Consider the following 18714-nt stretch of genomic DNA (forward strand, 5'->3'; position numbering starts at 1 on the left):
GAGGGTCCCCAATTGCGGGTTGAGCTGCTCCTCGGGCCTTGCCCGACACCCGTCGGAGTGAGGGGGGACGGACCACAGAAGGTCGGCCCACCGGGCCGTGGCAGCTCGTCGTCGTTTTACCCATAAGGAGGAGTGTCCAGATGAGGTTCGAGGGTTCAGGCGCCGGCGGAGGGCGTCTCTGGAGTGCGCCCGTGCGCGCGCTTTCGGTCGCGGCCGTGCTCGGTGCGCTGGCGCTGGTCGGCACGGCCTGCGGAAGCAGCGGCGACGGCGGGTCGACGAGCGCCGGCACCACCGCCGCCGCGAGCACGGCGGCGGCCGACACGACCGCGGCCGACACCACGGCGAGCACCACGTCGGGCGACACCGCCGCTGCGGGCACCGTCGGCGTCGATGCCTCGCAGCTGGCCAGCGAGTCCGAGGTCCAGTCGCTCATGGACGAGGCCTTCGGCGGCGGTGTGACGGTCAACGACCTCCCGCCGATCGCCCAAGAGGCCTACAAGATGTACGCCAAGCCGATCACCTCCGAGGAGAAGAAGGTGATCGAGCGCTGCCTGACGACGAGCGGCGTGTGCGACCTGGGCAAGACGAACCCCGAGGCCAAGCTGGCCGTCGCGGAGTCCGAGGACACCGACAACCCGTACTACAAGTCGGTCCGCGCCGTGTACCTGCTGCAGGCGCTGCGCGAGCCAACGGTGAAGTCGGTCAACTTCACGCAGGCGAGCTTCAAGGTGCCGGCGGCGCTGTCGAACTTCCGCAGCCACATCAGCCAGGGCGCTGACGTGATCGTCGGCGCGTTCGACCTCGGCGACGTGATGCTGCCGGTCGTCAAGCAGGCGGCCGCCAAGGGCATCCCGGTGTGGAGCTCCACGCAGACGATCCCGTCGGCGAAGTACGACGGCACCGACCTCGCGGGCGACACGCTGACCGACCTGTGCGCGTACGGCAAGACGATGGGCGAGATCGCACTGAAGTCCGGCAAGAACATCGCCATGTACACCGGCACGCCGGGTAACACCTACGCGCCGCAGTGGCAGGAGTGTGCGAAGCAGGCCATCAAGGACGGCGGCGGCACGATCACCACCAACGGCACGACCAACTGGACGCCGCAGGGCGAGCAGCAGGCCGCGGCCGCGCTGGCCGCCAAGGGGCTGCCCGACGCGATCATCTACGACTACGCGCCGGAGGCGTTCATTCGCAAGTTCCTCCAACTCGGCAAGACCCCGCCGACGATGGTGGGCGGCTCGCAGACGATGGGCTCGGTCGGCGCCTGGCTGGACGCGAAGAAGAAGGGCAAGGACTTCAAGTCCTACATCGCGGCGAGCGAGATCACGTTCGCGGTGCCGAGCCTGCACGCGGCGGTCGCGACGAAGAACGGCATCGACGTGGAGAAGCGGATCAAGCTGCCGCAGCCCGTCGTGCCGGTCCAGGATGTCGTGAAGTACTACAGCCCGGACTTCCCCGCGGGGGCGAACTTCGGGTCTGGCCTGCCGAAGGACATCCTCCAGTACTCGTTCTCGCACTGAGCGACGGGTAGCGAGACACACCCAAGAAGCGAGGAACAGGCACGGTGAGCGTCCACAACGAGAACGCCCTGGAGCTGCAGTCGGTCTCCAGGTCATTCCCTGGCGTGCGGGCGCTCACCGATGCCTCCCTCGTCTGCCGGGCGGGGGAGGTCCACGCCCTCGTCGGCGAGAACGGCGCCGGCAAGTCCACCTTGATCAAGGTGGCCTGCGGCGCCCTTCGCGCCGACTCGGGCTCGGTCTTCATCGACGGCCAGGAGCTGCAGACTCCGACGCCACTCGCGGCGCGCAAGCTGGGGCTGCTCACCGCCTACCAGGACACCTCGCTCGTCCCGAGCCTGACGGTGGCGGAGAACCTCTGGCTGTCGCACCACGGCGTCAAGCCGCTCGGCCTGCGCACGAAGCTGCGCCAGGTCGGCAAGCTGCTCGAGCCCTACGACCTGTCGTTCGGCCCGGACACGCGCGTCGCCGAGCTGAGCCCGGGCTCCAAGCAGCTGCTCGAGGTCGTGCGCGCGATGATGCACCGGCCCAAGGTCCTGCTGCTCGACGAGCCCACCGCGGCGCTCGACGCCGCGAACATCGCCAAGCTCGAGAAGCTCGTCGCCAGCGCGCTCGAGCACGGCACTGCGATCCTCTACATCACGCACCGCCTCGACGAGGTGCAGCGCCTCGCCGACCAGCTGACGGTCATCCGCGACGGCCGCATCCAGGGCACGTACGGGCGTGAGGCGTGGGAGGTCGACGACATCGTCGCGATGATGGTCGGCGTCCGCACCGACCTGGCCTTCCCGCCCAAGCCGCCGCGGACGGGGACCGAGCCGGTGCTGCTCGATGCGCACGGCTTCGGGGGCGCGGGCTTCGGGCCCGTCGACGTGACCGTCCGCACGGGCGAGATCGTCGGTATCGCCGGCGCGGAGGGCAACGGCCAGCACGAGCTGGTCCGCACGCTCGTGGGGCTGCGCAGCGGCCACGGCGACGTCCACATCGAGGGCCGGCAGATCCACGCCCGCACCCCGGCCGGTGCCCGGCGCCACGGCATCGTCTTCCAGAGCGGCGACCGCGCTGCCGAGTCGGTCTTCCGCGAGCTCAGCGTGATGGACAACGCCACGCTCGCCGCGCGCTCCGAGCTCGGCCCGATCGGCACGATCATGCGCTCGCGCCAGCGCAAGCTCTTCGACCCCGTCTCCGCCGATCTCGGCATCGTCGCCGCGTCGCCGGACCAACCGGCCGCCCAGCTGTCCGGCGGCAACCAGCAGAAGGCGGTCGTCGCCCGATCGCTCATCGATCCGGCCAAGGTGCTGGTCATCGACGAGCCGACGCAGGGCGTCGACGCCCGGGCCCGCCTGGACATCTACCGGGCCGTGCGCCGCCAGGCCGACGACGGCATGGGCATCGTCGTCAACTCCTCGGATGCGGCCGAGCTCGAGGGACTGTGCGATCGCGTGTACGTCATGTCCCGCGGTCGCGTCGTGCGCGAGCTCGCCGGCGACGACGTCCGCGAGTCCACGATCGTCGAGTCGTTCGTCAACGTCGGCGGGCGCCGCACCGAGGCCGAGTCGGTCGAGGCGCGCGAGGGCCTGTCGGCGAGGACGCGCTCACTGCAGGCGCTCCTCGGCTCGACCTGGACGCCCCTGGTGGTCATCGCGCTGCTCATGCTCGGCATCGGCATCTACGCCGCGAGCTACACGTCGGTGTTCCTCTCGTCGAGCAACCTGTCCAGCCTGCTCGTCATCGCGCTGCCGCTCATCGTGGTGGCGCTCGGCCAGCAGGCGGCGCTGATCTCCGGGGGCTTCGACATCTCGATTGGGGCGAGCATGAGCCTCGGCGTGGTCCTGGCCTCCTTCTGGGTGACGAGCACCTCACTGGGCGGGTCGATCCCCGGCATCCTCCTCTGCCTGCTCGTCGGCGTCGGGATCGGCCTGCTCAACGCCTTCATCATCCGCGGGCTGGGCGTGAGCCCGATCATCGCGACGATCGGCACGCTCGGCGTGATCAGCGGCGTCGGCATCCTGCTGCGCCCGGAGCCGGGCGGCCTCATCGGGGAGGGCATCTCGAACGCCCTGAACGCCGACATCGGCTTCATTCCCTGGTCCTTCCTCGGGCTCATCGTCGTCGCGGTCCTCTGCGAGGTCTGGCTGCGGTCGACCTCGCTCGGGCTCTCGGTCCGCGCCACCGGCCTGTCGGAGGAGGCGGCCCGGCGCACGGGCATCCGCGTCGAGTACATCAAGGTCGGCGCCTACGTCATCTGCGCGGTCGTGGCGATCGCGGCCGGCCTGTTCCTCGGCGTCCAGGTCGCCGTCGGGCAGAACAACATCGCCGTCAGCTACGCGCTGCCCGCGTTCACCGCCTGCTTCCTCGGCGGCGCCGCGCTCACCGGGGGCCGCGGCTCGTTCGTGGGCGCGTTCCTCGGCGCGCTGTTCCTGACGCTGCTCGTCAATGTCACGCCGCTCGTCGGCCTGGATGTGGCGTGGGCCCAGACGATCACCGGCGTCCTGACGATCCTCGCCGTCATCGCCTACAGCCTGACCGGCGACTCGCGCCGGATGAGCATCCGCTGGCGAGGGCGCGCGGCGATCGTGCCGACCGACGAGATCGCCCAACCACGGACCGGCGATCCGGGCACCACCGAGAGCGTCGCCAACACCGCGGAGAGACCATGAGCACCATCGATCAAGTCCCGCCGCCCGCCGTCCCCGCCGGCAACCCGCGCCGCGACCTCGCGTTCCGCTTCGCGCCGCGCTACCGGGTCGTCTGGATCGCGCTCGCCGCGCTCATCATCCTGATCGCGGCCACGGCGTCCGAGGTCTTCCGCACCGACTCGCTCACGCTCGTCACCGCGCTGGCCGGCGTGCTGGCGATCGCGTCGGCGGGCCAGCTGCTCGTGATCATGTCCGGCGGCATCGACCTCTCGGTCCCCGCGGTCGTCACGTTCGCCGCCGCGATCATCGTCCACCAGACCGAGGGCGCCAACGGCCGCCTCGCCGGGGCTGTCGTCGAGGTCATCGCGATCACCGCCGGCATCGGCCTGATCATCGGGGTGCTCGTGGCCGTCGTGCGGCTGAACGCGATGATCGTCACGCTGGCCATGAACGGCGTGATCACCGGCGTGATGCTCCTCTGGATCGGCACGACGTTCTCCACGACGGGGCAGGTGCCGCCGAACCTCTCCGACCTGACCGCCCGCGACGTCGGGTTCCTCAGCGTCGTCGGCATCATCGCCATCGCGATCATCCTGCTCCTCGCCGCCGTCCTGCGCTCCACGACCGTCGGGCGCAGCTACGTCGCGGCCGGGACGAACCGCGTGGCCGCCGAGATCATCGGCATCCGCGTCGTGTTCTACGAGGTCGGTGGCTACATGCTCGCCGCGATCTTCTACGGCATCGCGGGCATCTTCCTCGCGGGTCTGCTGACCACCCCGGACTTCACCGTCGGCGACGCCTACCAGCTGACGACGATCATCGCGGTCGCCCTCGGCGGCGCCGCTCTCGCCGGCGGCCCGGCAAGCCTGCTGTGCACGATGGCCGGTTGTGTGTTCGTGGCCCTCCTTCAGCAGTACCTGCAGGCCCAGAGCTACTCCGCCGGCGTCAGCCAGCTCGTCAACGGCCTCGTGCTGATCCTCGCGGTCGCCCTGGTCACGGCCGGCTCGGGCGGGCGGATCCGCCAGCTCACCTCGCGCCTGACCGCGCGCTTTGGCCACTCGTAGCAACCCGAGACCCACCCAGGAGGACGAGATGGACGTGGACGAGAGGATCGACGAGGGTCTGCGCCATGCGCGCCGGCTCGGTGAGGTCGGCGTGCAGGTGGCGGCCTATCTCGACGGCGAGCTCATCGTCGACGCCTGGACCGGGACGGCCGACCCGGCCGGCAGCGGTCGGTTGGTGGACGGCGACACGCTGTTCACCGCGTTCTCGGTGACGAAGGGCGTCACGTCGACCGGGCTGGCGGTGCTGGCCGAGCGCGGACTCGTCGACTACGACGCGCCGGTCACGGACTACTGGCCCGAGTACGGACAGAACGGCAAGGAGCGCACGACGGTCGGCGACGCCGCCTCCCATCGCGCGGGCATCCCGCGCATGCCCGACGGCGTCACGCCCGAGCAGACGTGCGACTGGGACTTCATGGTCCGCGCGCTGGAGACCGCGGTGCCGGTGTTCGAGCCCGGGACGACCAACGCCTACCACACGCTGAACTGGGGCTGGCTCGTGGGCGAGATCGTCCGCCGCGCCGACCCGCAGGGACGGCCGCTCGACGTCTTCGTCCGCGAGGAGGTGCTCGAGCCGCTCGGCATCCGCGACGTCTACCTCGGCGTGCCGGACTCCGAGCTGGGGCGCGTCGCGCCGGTGCTCATCCCCGCCCCGCCGGAGCCGGCGCCGATCGAGCTGTACGAGGCCTCCATGCCGATCGACGTGGTGCCGGGCACGATCTTCAACCGCACCGACGTGCGCCAGTCGGTCAACCCCGGCGCGGGCGGCATCATGAGCGCTCGGGCGATCGCCCGCCTGTTCGCGATGCTGGCCAACCGCGGCGAGCTCGACGGCATGCGGCTGCTGTCCGAGGACCTCGTGCTCTCGTTCGCCGACCCCCGGCCCGACGCCGAGTCGACCGACGAGACGCTCGGCGCGCCGGTGATGGTCGGCAGGCGCGGGTACTGGCTCGGCGGTCCCTCGCCGTACGCCTACCCGATCGTCGGCAAGGGCCCCCGCGTGCTCTGCAGCCCCGGGGCGGGCGGGTCGATCGCCTGGGCCGATCTCGACACGGGCCTGTCGGGGGCGATCCTCCACAACATGATGCACCCGGAGCAGATGTTCTCGCCCGAGCCTGACGTCAACCCGTTCATGCGCTTGGCGGACGCCATGCGCGACGTCGCCGCCGACCGCGGTGCCGTCGCTCGCAGCGCCTGACCGGCCGCGCACACACGACGAGACACCGAGGAAGGAAGAGCATCCGTGGGACACCTCGACGGGAAGGTCGCGTTCATCACCGGGGCGGCGGGCGGCATGGGCCGCGCGCACGCGCTCCGGATGGCCGAGGAGGGCGCCGCCGTCGTCGCGCTCGACATCGGCCGGCAGCTCGAGGACGTGCCCTACGAAATGCCGCAGGCCGACCGTCTCGCCGAGACCGTGGCGCTCGTCGAGGAGCGCGGCGGCCGCGGCCTGGCGGTCACCGCCGACATCCGCGACACCGACGCCCTGGCCCGAGCGGTCGACGAGGGCGTCGACGCCTTCGGCCGCCTCGACATCGTCGTCGCCAATGCCGGCATCTGGTCGCTCGGCGGCGACCTGTGGGAGATCCCCGAGGACCGCTTCCTCGAGATGATCGACATCAACCTGACGTCGCAGTGGCGCACGGCCAAGGTGGCGATCCCGCGGATGCTCGAGCTCGGCAACGGCGGGTCGATCATCTTCATCTCGTCGACGAACGGCGTGCGCGCGGTGCCCGGCAACGGCCACTACACGGCGGCCAAGCACGGCGTCCTCGGCCTGATGAAGACGTTCGCGCAGGAGCTCGGGGCGCGCGGCATCCGCGTCAACGCGGTGCTGCCCACCGGCGTCAACACCGGGATGCTCATCAACGACCAGATGTTCAAGCTGTTTCGCCCGGACCTCGAGAACCCCGGCTACGACGACGCCGTGGAGGGCCTGCGCGGCCTGAACCTCATCCCGGTTCCGACGGTCGAACCGGAGGACGTCAGCGACGCGGTCGTGTGGCTCGCCTCCGAGCAGAGCCGGATGCTGACCGGCGCCGCGATCCCGGTCGACGCGGGGAACCTGGCGCGGCCATGAGGATGCAGGCCAAGACGGTCCTCATCACGGGCGGCGGCGCCGGGATGGGGCAGGCGATGGCCCGCCGCTTCCACGGCGAGGGCGCCGCCGTGGCGTTCCTGGAGATCGACCCCGAGCGCCTGGCCGACACCGTGGGGCTGCTCGGCGGCGACCGGGTGCTCGGCATCGAGGGCGACGTGGCCGACCCCGCGGCGGCGGAGCGGGCGGTGGCCGAGACGGTCGCCGCGTTCGGCAGCGTCGACATCGTCTGCAACAACGCCGGGATCCTCGGCGAGGGGCTCCTGGCCGAGATGTCGCTCGACATCTGGCAGCGCGTCATCGACGTCGACCTCACCGGCGTGTTCCTCATGTGCCGGGCGGCGATCCCGCAGATGCTCGCCCAGGGCCGCGGCGTGTTCGTCAACACGGCGTCGTCGTCGGCGTTCGTCGGCGGGGGCGGCGACGCGGCCTACACCGCGGCCAAGCACGGCGTCGTCGGCCTGACGCGATCGATCGCGGTCGAGTACGCCAAGCAGGGCATCCGCGCCAACGCGCTGTGCCCGGGCCCGACCGCGACGCCGATGACCGCGCCCGTCCGCGGCCCCGAGGGCGGCCCGTATGACGACTTCATCGCGTCGATCCCGGCTGGACGCTGGGCGCAGCCCGATGAGATGGCGCGGTTGGCGCTGTACCTCGCCTCCGATGACGCCGATTTCGTCCACGGCGCGGCGTGGTGCATCGACGGCGGCTGGACGGCGTTCTGATGGCGGCCACGGCGACGCGCGTGCGCGCGGACCTCGAGCTCGAGGTCGCACGCGGGCGGTTGGCCGCGAGCGTGATCGCCCTGTCCGGCGAGGCCGTGCCGGCCGCGGCGCCGCTGGTCTTCGTCTGCGTGCCGGGCATGACCTACCGGCGCTCGTACTGGGACCTGCGCGTCGATGGCCACGACGGCTACAGCTTCGCCGAGCACGCGACGGCGCGCGGCCACGTCGTCGTCGCGCTCGACAACCTCGGGACCGGCGACAGCAGCCCGCCGGACGACGACGACGAGGTGGACCTCGAGAGCCTCGGGCGCGCCGTGGCCGAAGCGTCCGGGCACATCCTCGCGCGCGTGCGCGCGGGCACGCTCGCCCCGGGGGTGGCGGCGCTCGCCGAGGCGCGGCTCGTCGGCGTGGGGCACTCGCTGGGCGGCGGCGTCGCGGTCGCCGCGCATGCGGTGGGAGCGCCCTGGGACGCAGTCGCCGCGCTCGGCTACACGACGCAGGAGCTCGCCGGCATCTACGAGCCCGCGGCCGACGAGGACCGGCTCGGCTTCGACGAGCGGCGTGCCTGGGCGCGCGCGCACATCCCGCAGAAGCTCTGGGGCCGCACGTGGGACGAGCTGGACCCGTTCTTCACGATCGAGCGCGAGCCCTTCGCCGCGCTGTTCTACGGCCCCGAGGTACCGGGGGCCGTCATCGCCGCCGACACTGCCGCGGCGACCGTCTCGCCGCGCCAGGCCGCGCTGGACGTCATCACGCCGCAACTCGGCGCGCGCTTCGCGCGCGAGGTGCGCGCCCCGGTCCTGCTCGCCTACGGCGACACGGACCTGTCGCCGGACCCGCGGATGGAGGTGGCGGCGTACGCGTCGAGCAGCGACATCACGCTCGTACTGCTCGACGCGACGGCGCACTGCCACAACGTCGCGGGCTCGCGGGCGATCCTGTGGGAACGCCTCTGCCGCTGGGGCGAGGCCCTGCCGTGAGCCCGTTCCGGCCCGAGCGCTCACGTGGCTTCATCCGCCGGCCCGGCCCGGAGGAGCTCATGGAGCTCGGTCGCCGCGAGCACCTCGCGCTGACCCGCGACGAGGCCGAGCGCTACGCGCGCATCCTCGACGGGGTGCTCGGCCAGATGGACCGCCTCGACGAACTGCACCGCGAGCGCCCGCCGCTGCGCCACCGCGATCGCGATCCCGGGCGCCCGCCCACGCCGCGGGAGGATCCCGGCAACGCCTTCACGTGGATCGGCCGCGTCGCGGGCAGCGACGCAGGGCCGCTCGCCGGGCTGCGCGCGGCGGTCAAGGACAACATCGCCGTGGCCGGTATGCCGGTGAGCAACGGGTCGCGCCTGGCGGCCTACGTGCCCATCGCGGACGCTGTCGTCGTCGAGCGGCTGCTCGATGCCGGCGCGGACGTCGTCGGCAAGCTCAACATGGACGACTTCGCGTCCGGCGGGCTGGGCGAGACGAGCGCGTTCGGCGCACCGCGCAACCCGCTCGACCCCGCGCGGTCGGCCGGCGGCTCCTCCGGCGGCACGGGCGCGGCGGTCGCCGCCGGCGCGATCGACGTCGGGCTCGCCGTCGACCAGGGCGGCTCAGGCCGGGTGCCCGCCGCCTTCTGCGGGGTGGTCTCGCTGAAGGCGACGCAGGGGCTCGTCCCGTCGCACGGCATCACCCACATGGACCACACGATCGATTCGGTGGCGCCGACCGCGCGGACGGTCGCGCTGACCGCCGCGATCACCGACGCCATCGCGGGCCACGACGACCGCGACCCCCAGTGGGTGCGCGCCCGGCCGGAGCGGACCGCGTGCGTCGACGCGCTGTCGCTCGGCGTCGAGGGTCTGCGCATCGGGCTCGTGCCGGAGGCGGCGGCCGCCGGCGTCTGCGAGCCCGCGGTCCTGCGTGGCCTGGACGCCGCGGTGGCGGCGCTGGCGGGTGCGGGCGCCGAGATCGTGCCGGCCCCCGTGCCGATCTGGGCCGACAGCTGGCCGGTCGCGCTGACCCTGTGGATCTGCCTCGGCTGGGCCATGGTGCAGTCCGAGGGCCAGGGCTTCAGCCACCTCGGCGAGGTCGACGAGGACCGCGTGCGCGCGTTCGCGCTCAGCCGCCGACACGAGGCCGACGAGCTGCCGCCGTTCATCAAGGTCTGGCTGCTGGGCGGCCGCTACCTGCACGAGCGTTACCTGTCGATGTACCTCGCGCGCGCCCAGAACCTGCGGCGTGAGGTGCGCCGCCAGGTCGACGCCGCGCTCTGCGGATGCGATCTGCTGCTCACGCCCACCACGCCGATGGTGGCGCCCGCCCTGTTCGAGGGCCAGGCGGGCGACGAGCAGCTCCTGGACCGCGCCTTCACGGGGGCGAACACGGCGCCGCTGAACGTCAGCGGCCATCCCGCCCTGGCCCTGCCCAGCGGCACCGACGAGGAAGGGCTGCCGACGTCGGTCCAGCTCGTGGCCCCGCACTTCGAGGATGCGCGGGTCTTCCGTGCGGGCGCCGTGCTCGAGGCGGCGCTGCGGGCGGGCGCGTGAGCCGGGGCGCGGTCGGCGTCGTCGGCCTCGGCCAGATCGGCGGCGGGGTCGCCGCGGCACTGTGTCGCGCCGGGTGGGAGGTGGCCGGGTGCGACGTGCGCGCTCCGGCGGCGCCGCTGCCGGTGGGCCTGCGCCTCGTCGCCACGCCCGCCGACGTCGCCATGTGGGCGCCGACGGTGCTGGTCGCGGTGCTCGACGACGCCCAGGTCCGCGACGTCCTTGAGGGCGATGGCGGTCTTCTGGGCGCGGCACGGGCGCCCGCGACGATCATCGTGCTGAGCACGGTCGCGGTGCGGACGCTCGAGTCGGCCGCGAACGCGGCGGCGCCCGCCGGCGCCGCGATCGTCGACTGCGGGGTCAGCGGCGGTGCGGCCGCCGCGGCCGAGGGCCGGCTCGTGGCGATGGTAGGTGGATCCGCCGACGCGGTCCGCGCGGCCCGCCCGGTGATCGAGTCGTTCGCGCAGCGGGTGATCCACGCCGGAGCGCTCGGCGCCGGCATGCGCCTGAAGCTCGCGCGCAACCTCGTCACCTACGGCTCGTGGCTCGTGGTCGACGAGGCGTCGCGGCTCGTCGCGGCGTCGGGAATCGCCACGGACGCGCTGGTTGAGGCGATCCGGGCGAGCGATCCGATGACCGGCGGCGCGACGGCGCTCGTCAGCGGCGACCCGGCGCGCCGCCCGGCGCCGCCGGCGCTCGCCGCGATCGCCCACAAGGACCTGCGTGCGGCGCTCGAGCTGGGCGCCGAGAGCGGGGTCCCGATGCCGGCCGGCGAGCTGGCCGACCGGTTCATCGACGACGTTGTCCGCCGCACGGCGGCGGACGCGCCCACCATGCGAGAGGAGCGCTGAGGCGACATGGACAGCGAACGACGCGAGCGGGGCCTGCGGGTCCTCGGCGAGGTCTACGCGGCGGATCTCGGCATCACCGGAGACAAGGATCCGTATCAGGAGATCACGGTCGACCACCTCTTCGCCGACGTGTGGACTCGTCCCGGCCTGTCGATCGCGGAGCGGCGGATGCTCGTGATCGGCGTCGTGGCCGCGCTGGGCCGCGCCGACCTCGCCGAGCTGCAGTTCTCGAGCGCGCTGGCGCGCAATGAGCTGACACCCGAGCAGGTCGACGAGATCGTCGTGCACCTCACGCATTACGTCGGCTGGCCGCAGGGCTCGGCGATCAACGACGCCGCGCAGCGGGCGATCGCCGGGCATCGCGGCGACGGCTGACCAGCGGGGCGCAGCCCGACCGGGGCGCCGGCGGCACCGTTCCCGGAGATGCAGCGAGATCAGTACACTCTTTGTTCCTCTCGTACCCCGAGCAAGGTCGCCATCCCCGTGAACTTCGACTGGTCCCCCGAGCAGGTTGCCTTCCGCGCCGAGCTGGGCGCGTTCGCCGACTCGGTCCTGCCCGAGCATCGCGCCGCCGATCCGCGCCACATCAGCTCGGCCGAGGGGGTGGAGCTGTCGAAGTGGTTCGTCCGCGAGCTCTCGGACCGCGGCTGGCTCGCGCCGCATTGGCCGCAGGAGTTCGGCGGGCTCGACGACACCTGGCGCCACATCATCCTCGGCGAGGAGATGTGGTCGCGCGGCGAGCCCCGGGGCCCGCAGTACATGAACGTCAACTGGATCGCGCCGCTCATCCTCCTGGCCGGGACCGACGAGCAGAAGGCCCAGCACCTGCCGCGCATCCGGGCCGGTGACGTCTTCTGGTGCCAGGGCTTCTCGGAGCCCGAGGCCGGGTCCGACCTCGCCTCGCTGCGCACGCGGGCGGTCCGCGACGGCGACGAGTACGTCATCGACGGCCAGAAGATCTGGACGTCCTACGCCCACGTCGCCGACTTCTGCTTCCTGCTCGCGCGGACCGGGCCGGCCGGTGGCCGCCACGACGGCATCTCGGTCTTCCTGCTGCCGATGGACCGGCCGGGCATCGAGGTGCGCGAGATCCCGGCGCTGGCCGGCGAGCACCAGTTCCACGAGGTCTTCCTGACGGACGTCCGCGTCCCGGCGTCGTGCCTGCTCGGCGAGGAGGGCAAGGGCTGGCGGCTCGTGCGCCAGCTGCTCACGTACGAGCGCGTCGGCTCGCCGCGGTATGCCGCGGCGGCGCTGGCGCTCGACGAGCTGGCCGTCTGGGCGCGCGTAAACGGCGTGCTGGACGATCCGGTCGTGCTGCGCGCGCTCGGGCGTGCTCGCGCGTCCTGCGAGGTCGCGCGCCTGCTCACGTACCGCGCCATGGACGACCGCGCGAAGCGGCTGCCGCCCGGCGGGCCGGCATACACCGCGCGCGCCGCGATGGTCCGCGCCGAGCGCGACGTCGCGACAGCCGCCGCGGCCACCCTCGGCCAGTCCGCCCTCGAGGAGGACTCGATCTACGAGCGTCAGCTCAACAGCTCGATGACCGCGGGCGTGGCGACCGGGACCTACGAGGTGCAGCTCAACCTCATCGCCCGCCTCTGCCTCGGCCTCCCGCGACGATGACCGGATCGACCCTCACCCCCAGGAGGCCCCCGTGGACTTTGCGCTGACCGACGAGCAGGCCGGCCTCGTCGCGGCCGTCGAGACCCTGCTCGAGCGCCACGCCGGCCCGGCGCGCGCCCGCGCGGTGCTCGCCGACGGCGGCTTCGATGCGGAGCTCATGGCCGCGCTCGCCGGGGGCGGCTTCCTCGACCCGGCCGCGGCGGGCGCCGGTCCGCTCGAGGCGGTGCTCGTGACGGAAGCGGTCGCGCGCCACGCCGGGTGCGTCCCCGCCGCCGCCCGCGCGCTCGTCGCGCCGGCCGTCCTCGGCCCGGACCTGCCCGACGTGGTTGCGCTCGTCCCGCCCGGCCCGCGCGCGCTGTCGCGCTTCGCCGCGTACGCCGACGTCCTCCTGCTGGCGGCCGCCGCCGTGCCGGCGGCCGACGCTCGGATCACGCCGATCGCGTCGATGTTCGGCTATCCCCTGGCGGCGGTCGACACCGCGGCCGAGGTGGGGCAGCCGGTCGACGCCGAGGCGCTCGATCGCTGGTGGCGGGTCGCGCTCGCCGCCGAGATGGTCGGCACGATGGAAGCCGCGTTGGCGCTCACCGTCGACCACCTCGCCCAGCGCCGGCAGTTCGGGCAGCCGATCGGCGCCTTCCAGGCGATCCAGCACCGCCTGGCCGAGCTGCACATCGGCGTGGAGAGCGCGCGCTGGATGACCCGCTTCGCCGCCGCCCGGGGCGCGTATCCCGAAGCGGCCGCCGCCGCCGCGGCATCCGCGAGCATGGTCGCCGACGCGATCGTCCGCGACACCCACCAGCTCAGCGGCGCCATGGGACTGACCGAGGAGTACGACCTCTACCTGTGGACGATGCGCCTGCCGGCGCTCAGCCTCGAGCTCGGCGGCGCCGGCGGCCACGAGACGGCGCTCGCGCGGGCGCGGTGGATCGACGCGGCCACGCCGGACGCGCCGGCGTCCGCGCCGGAGGAGGCCCGCTGACGTGACGGCGTCGCCGGTCTCGCTGCGGCTCTCCGCCGAGGGCGGGGAGGACCCGGCCGAGCTCGAGGCGTGGCGCACCCACGTGCGCGCCTGGGTCGCCGAGAACGTCCCGGCCGACTGGCGCGCCCGCATGACCGGCGCCGGCGACGAGGAGTACGTCGCCTTCCAGCGCTGGTGGATGGGCCGCCTGCGCGAGGGCGGCTATCTCGCGCCGCACGTGCCGAAGCGGTGGGGCGGCGGTGGCTGCACGCTGGCCCAGCAGGTCATCCTGGCCGAGGAGCTCGCCCACGCCGGGGCGCCGCAGCTGACCGTGACGTCGACCGCGCTCTATCACGCTGCCTCGACGCTCCTCGCGGCGGGCACCGACGAGCAGCAGGCGCGCCACCTCCCGGCGATCCTCGCCGGCGAGATCTGGACGCAGGGCTTCAGCGAGCCGGGCGCGGGGTCGGACCTCGCGAGCCTGCAGACCCGGGCCCGGCGCGAGGGCGACCGCTACGTCGTCAACGGCCAGAAGATCTGGTCGAGCTACGCCACGTACGCGACGCACTGCCTGCTGCTCGCGCGTACCGACCCGGATGCGCCCAAGCGGCGCGGCATCACGTGCTTCATCCTCGACATGACGCTGCCCGGGGTGCAGATCGTTCCCATCCGCCAGAGCACGGGCGAGCACGAGTTCTGCGAGATCTTCCTGACCGATGTGGAGCTCGGCGCCGACCGCATCCTCGGCGCCGAGAACGACGGCTGGCGCGTGGCCCAGGGCACGCTGTCGACCGAACGCAGCGTGTTCGTGCTCGAGCAGATCGAGCGGCTGTGCGTGACCCGCGGCCGGCTCACCGCCGACGTGGCCGCGCAGCTGCCCGCCCTGAACGGGACGCCGGCCGAGGGGCGCCTGCGCCAGTCGCTCGCCCGGTTGTACGCCGAGACCGAGGTGCTGCGGCTCATCTGCTACCGCATGCTCGACGACCTCGGCCGCCACGGCGGCGCGGGCCCGGAGTCGAGCGTCATCAAGGTCATGTTCGCCGAGACGCTCAAGCGCGTCGACGAGCTCGGCACGACGGTCGGCGGCCTGGACGCGCAGCGCCTGCGCCCGCACACGCAGGGTGTCAACTGGGAGTCCGGCGACTGGATGGTCGACCTGCTCGCGACGCCCGCGTGGACGGTCGGCGGCGGCTCGTCGGAGATCATGCGCAACGTCATCGCCGAGCGCGTGCTCGGCCTTCCGCGGGAGCCGGGCGCGGCGTGAGCGACGCGGCCGCCACCGCCACCGAGGGTCGCGAGCTGCGCGCCGCGCTGCGCGAGACCGCCCGCAGCTTCCTCGCCGATCGCTGCCGCCCGGACGTCGTGCGCGCCATCGCGGCCGGCGACCGGGACGGCGACGCGCTGTGGCGCGAGGTGGTCGAGCTGGGCTGGACCGGGGTGCAGGCGCCCGAGGAGCACGGCGGGCTCGGCGCGGGCCTGCCCGAGCTGGCCGTGCTGCTCGAGGAGTGCGGCCGCGCGCTCGCGCCGCTGCCGATGCTCGGCGCCGCGGTCCTCGGCCCGGGTGCGCTGCTCGATGCGGGCGGGCCCGCGGCCGCCGAGTGGCTGCCGCGGATCGTCGCGGGGCAGGCGATCGTGACCGCGGCCATGGCCGGCGCCGACGGCGTGCCCGGACGTCTCGACACTCGCGTCGGCGCCGAGGGCGGGCGCCTGGTGCTCGACGGCGTCGCCGGCTTCGTCGCCGACCTGCCGGCTGCGGACGCGGTGATCGTCGCCGCGCGCGGCGGGCGCGGCGAGGTCGCGGCGGTCCTCGTCGAGACCGGCGCCGCCGGCGTGGCGATCGAGGATCAGCCGGTCCACGACTGCACCCGGCGCCTGGCGCGCCTGACGCTACGCGGGGTGGAGGTCGCGCCCGCCGCGCGGATCGGCGGCGCCGAGCTCGTCGAGCGGGCCGCCGACCGGGGCGCGCTTGCGGTCGCCGCCGACGGGGTCGGCGGCGCGGGGCGCGTCCTCGAGATCACGCTCGAGCACCTGCGCACACGCGAGCAGTTCGGCCGGCCGCTGGGCAGCTTCCAGGCCCTCAAGCACCGCTGCGCCGACATGTTCCTGCGGCTGACCGGCGCCCGCGCCGCCGTCGAGCACGCGGCCGCGGCGTTCGACCGGCCCGGCGAGCGCGTCGCCGCCGTGGCGATCGCCAAGTCCACGGCTGCGGAGGCCTACGCCCACATCGCCGGCGAGGGCGTCCAGATGCACGGCGGCATCGGGTTCACGTGGGAGCACGACATGCACCTGTTCCTCAAGCGCGCGAAGCTCGGCGAGGCGCTGTTCGGCGACGGCGACCACCACCGCGACCGCCTGGACCGCCTGATCTTCGCGTAAACGCGACGGCGCGCCTCCGCGCTCAGCGCGGCATGTCGGCCGTGGTCCGGATGTGGTCCGGGGGCATCGAAGGGGAACGGGGCGGGGCGGCGCCGCGAGGAGTCGTCGCCTCGCGTGAACCGCGCCGCGCGGGCGTGAGCGGTGCTGTCGCGATGACGGCGTGGGGCGCCGTGAACGCGACAGGATCGAATGCCGCCGGGGGCGCCGGCGCGTCGCTCGGACGGTTCTGTCGCGATGACGGCGTGGGGCGCCGTGAACGCGACACGATCGCCGCGGCCCAAGCCGGAACGGGGCGGGGCGCCGCCCCGTTCCCCTTCGATGACCTCAGCCCACCCCGAGCCCGCCCGGAGCGGTCGGCGCCGAGCGCGTCGCGGCCCGTGCCCGCCCGCGGACCGAAGACCGCCTCAGGGCATGACGCGCCCGCCGGCCACGTCGATCGTGATGCCGGTCAGCCAGCCCGCCGCATCCGAGAGCAGGAACGCGGTGGCGTGCGCGACGTCGTCGGGCGTGCCCAAACGCCCGAGCGGCCAGTTCGCCTCGACGTACTCCGGGGGATAGTCGACGACGCGCGTCTCGGTCGGCACCATCGACGGCGCGATGCAGTTGACGCGGACGCCGCTGGGGCCCGCCTCCGCGGCCGCCTTGCGCGTCATCGCGATGACGCCGGCCTTCGCCGCGGTGTACGCGTACGGTGCAGGTGTCTGACGGCGCGCCGCCGTGGAGGACATGAGCACGATGGCGCCGCGCCCGCGCCGCACCATCGGAGGCAGGAACTCGCGCAGGGTGAAGAACGTCGCGCCGAGGTTGCCGTCGATGACGCTGTGCCAGTCGTCGTCGGTGACCTCGTCCAGCGGCCGCTCGGGATGCTCGCCGTCGCCGCCCGCGAATGCAGCCAGGAGCTCGACGGGCCCGAGCTCCTCCTCCGCGGCGGCGCGCAGTCCCGCGAGCGCCGCGGGGTCGGTGGCGTCGGCGGGGATGCCGCGCGCGCGGCCGCCCGCCGCGGCGATGCCGTCCACGCCGGCGGCGAGGGCCGCGGGATCGCGGCCGGTCACCACGACCGTCGCGCCGTTGGCGGCGAGGACGCGCGCGGTCGCCGCGCCGAGCCCGCGCGAGCCTCCGGTCACCAGCGCCACCCGTCCGTCGAGGTCGGGATAGCGCGGCGCGCTCACCCGATGCGCTCCACGACCATCGCCTGGCCCTGGCCGCCGCCGACGCACATGCTCTCGATGCCGATCGTCCCGTCGCACTCGTCGAGCCCGTTGAGCAACGTGCTCATGATCCGCAGCCCGGTCATCCCGAACGGGTGGCCGATCGCGATCCCGCCCCCGTGGGCGTTGACGCGGTCGTCGAACGGGTCGATGCCGGTTTCGCGGCACACGGGGATGACCTGCGCGGCGAATGCCTCGTTGATCTCGTAGCGGTCCACGTCGGCGATCGCGACCCCCGCGCGATCCAGGGCGCAGCCGATCGCCTCGATCGGCCCGACGCCCATGTAGGCCGGGTCGACGGCCGAGACCGCGGAGGCGAGGATCCGGGCGCGGGGGCGCAGGCCGAGCGCGCGGGCGTGGCCCTCGTCCATCACGAGCGCCGCCGCGGCGCCGTCGTTGAGCGGGCACGAGTTGCCGGCCGTCACGACGCCGTCCTCGCGGAAGACCGGGTCGAGCGCCGCGAGCTTCTCCAGCGTCGAGCCCGCCCGCGGCGAGTCGTCGGCGGTCATCGTTCCGCCGTCCGGCCGCGCGACCGGGAGGATCTCTCGCGCGCTGAACCCGGAGCGCGCGGCGGCGACCGCGCGCTCCTGCGAGCGCTGGGCGAAACGGTCGCTCTCCTCGCGCGTGACGCCGTAGCGCGCGGCGACGTTCTCCGCGGTGATGCCCATCGGCGTGAAGACGGCGCCGAGCACCTCGCCGTCCGCCTCCGGGTCCAGCAGCGGGTTCGGCGTCGACAGCTCGATGCCGCGCCCCACGCGCGACACGGACTCGACCCCCACGGCGATCATCGTGCGCACCTCGCCCGCGATGATCGCGTGCGCGGCGATCCGCAGCGCCTGCAGCGACGACGCGCACAGGCGGGTGACGGTCTGGGCGGGGACCGTGTGCGGCAGCCCGGCCAGGATCGCGACGTTGCGCCCGACGTTGTAGCCCTGCTCACCCCACGGAAAGCCGCACCCGCACGCGACGTCGTCGATGGTCGCGGGATCGACGTCGGGGTGGCGCTCCAGCAGCCCGCGCACGACGAGGGCGGCGAGGTCGTCCGGGCGGACCGCGGTCAGCGAGCCCTTGTGGGCGCGGCCAACAGGCGTGCGCAGGACGTCGACGATGACGGGGGTGCCCATGAACGCA

At 73.6% G+C, this 18714-nt stretch carries 16 protein-coding genes; 14 read left to right on the top strand and 2 right to left on the bottom strand.

All coding sequences use genetic code 11. The features are described 5' to 3' along the window. Positions 1-191 precede the first annotated feature (191 nt). The 14 genes from DSM104329_RS05975 to DSM104329_RS06040 all read left to right on the top strand — a co-directional run bounded on the left by DSM104329_RS05975 (position 192) and on the right by DSM104329_RS06040 (position 16375). Complete coding sequence (locus DSM104329_RS05975) at positions 192-1523, top strand: substrate-binding domain-containing protein (protein ID WP_259314483.1); 1332 nt, start codon at positions 192-194, stop codon at positions 1521-1523. A gap of 44 nt (positions 1524-1567) precedes the next feature. After that, positions 1568-4180 (top strand): ATP-binding cassette domain-containing protein, encoded by a 2613-nt coding sequence (locus DSM104329_RS05980; protein WP_259314484.1) that lies wholly within the window; start codon positions 1568-1570, stop codon positions 4178-4180. Then, on the top strand, positions 4177-5223 hold the full coding sequence (locus DSM104329_RS05985) for an ABC transporter permease (RefSeq protein ID WP_259314485.1): 1047 nt from the start codon (positions 4177-4179) through the stop codon (positions 5221-5223). Before DSM104329_RS05980 ends, DSM104329_RS05985 begins: the two co-directional genes overlap by 4 nt. Positions 5224-5251: 28 nt before the next feature. Beyond that, positions 5252-6421, top strand: coding sequence for a serine hydrolase domain-containing protein (locus DSM104329_RS05990; RefSeq protein WP_259314486.1), 1170 nt, complete (start codon positions 5252-5254; stop codon positions 6419-6421). 45 nt (positions 6422-6466) lie between these two features. Next, the gene (locus tag DSM104329_RS05995; RefSeq protein WP_259314487.1) at positions 6467-7303 is read left to right on the top strand and encodes a mycofactocin-coupled SDR family oxidoreductase; all 837 of its coding nucleotides are present in this window, start codon (positions 6467-6469) and stop codon (positions 7301-7303) included. Continuing rightward, positions 7300-8046, top strand: coding sequence for an SDR family NAD(P)-dependent oxidoreductase (locus DSM104329_RS06000; protein ID WP_259314488.1), 747 nt, complete (start codon positions 7300-7302; stop codon positions 8044-8046). Before DSM104329_RS05995 ends, DSM104329_RS06000 begins: the two co-directional genes overlap by 4 nt. Beyond that, positions 8046-9026 (top strand): alpha/beta fold hydrolase, encoded by a 981-nt coding sequence (locus DSM104329_RS06005; protein ID WP_259314489.1) that lies wholly within the window; start codon positions 8046-8048, stop codon positions 9024-9026. The genes DSM104329_RS06000 and DSM104329_RS06005 overlap by 1 nt, the downstream gene beginning before the upstream one ends. Then, entirely contained in the window at positions 9023-10570 is a 1548-nt protein-coding gene (locus DSM104329_RS06010; protein ID WP_259314490.1) for an amidase family protein, read from the top strand. The genes DSM104329_RS06005 and DSM104329_RS06010 overlap by 4 nt, the downstream gene beginning before the upstream one ends. Next, positions 10567-11418 (top strand): NAD(P)-dependent oxidoreductase, encoded by an 852-nt coding sequence (locus tag DSM104329_RS06015; RefSeq protein WP_259314491.1) that lies wholly within the window; start codon positions 10567-10569, stop codon positions 11416-11418. The genes DSM104329_RS06010 and DSM104329_RS06015 overlap by 4 nt, the downstream gene beginning before the upstream one ends. Before the next feature lie 6 nt (positions 11419-11424). Further along, a complete protein-coding gene (locus tag DSM104329_RS06020; RefSeq protein WP_259314492.1) occupies positions 11425-11793 on the top strand; it encodes a carboxymuconolactone decarboxylase family protein in 369 nt (122 codons plus the stop codon). A gap of 108 nt (positions 11794-11901) precedes the next feature. Next, positions 11902-13041: an acyl-CoA dehydrogenase family protein gene (locus DSM104329_RS06025; RefSeq protein ID WP_259314493.1), complete on the top strand. Its 1140-nt coding sequence runs from the start codon at positions 11902-11904 to the stop codon at positions 13039-13041. Positions 13042-13072: 31 nt separating this feature from the next. Next, positions 13073-14020 carry an acyl-CoA dehydrogenase family protein gene (locus tag DSM104329_RS06030; RefSeq protein ID WP_259314494.1) on the top strand — a complete coding sequence of 316 codons (948 nt, stop codon included), beginning with the start codon at positions 13073-13075 and terminating at the stop codon, positions 14018-14020. 1 nt (position 14021) lies between these two features. After that, a complete protein-coding gene (locus tag DSM104329_RS06035) occupies positions 14022-15263 on the top strand; it encodes an acyl-CoA dehydrogenase family protein (protein ID WP_259314495.1) in 1242 nt (413 codons plus the stop codon). Further along, positions 15260-16375, top strand: a complete 1116-nt coding sequence (locus tag DSM104329_RS06040; protein WP_259314496.1) for an acyl-CoA dehydrogenase family protein — start codon at positions 15260-15262, stop codon at positions 16373-16375. Before DSM104329_RS06035 ends, DSM104329_RS06040 begins: the two co-directional genes overlap by 4 nt. 404 nt (positions 16376-16779) lie before the next feature. Here DSM104329_RS06040 and DSM104329_RS06045 read toward each other — a convergent pair whose 3' ends face one another. Both DSM104329_RS06045 and DSM104329_RS06050 read right to left on the bottom strand, forming a co-directional pair. Next, complete coding sequence (locus DSM104329_RS06045; protein ID WP_259314497.1) at positions 16780-17544, bottom strand: SDR family NAD(P)-dependent oxidoreductase; 765 nt, start codon at positions 17542-17544, stop codon at positions 16780-16782. Then, positions 17541-18707 (bottom strand): acetyl-CoA C-acyltransferase, encoded by a 1167-nt coding sequence (locus DSM104329_RS06050; protein ID WP_259314498.1) that lies wholly within the window; start codon positions 18705-18707, stop codon positions 17541-17543. The genes DSM104329_RS06045 and DSM104329_RS06050 overlap by 4 nt, the downstream gene beginning before the upstream one ends. Between the last annotated feature and the right edge of the window lie 7 nt (positions 18708-18714).

The organism is Capillimicrobium parvum (assembly GCF_021172045.1).
GTDB lineage: Bacteria > Actinomycetota > Thermoleophilia > Solirubrobacterales > Solirubrobacteraceae > Capillimicrobium > Capillimicrobium parvum.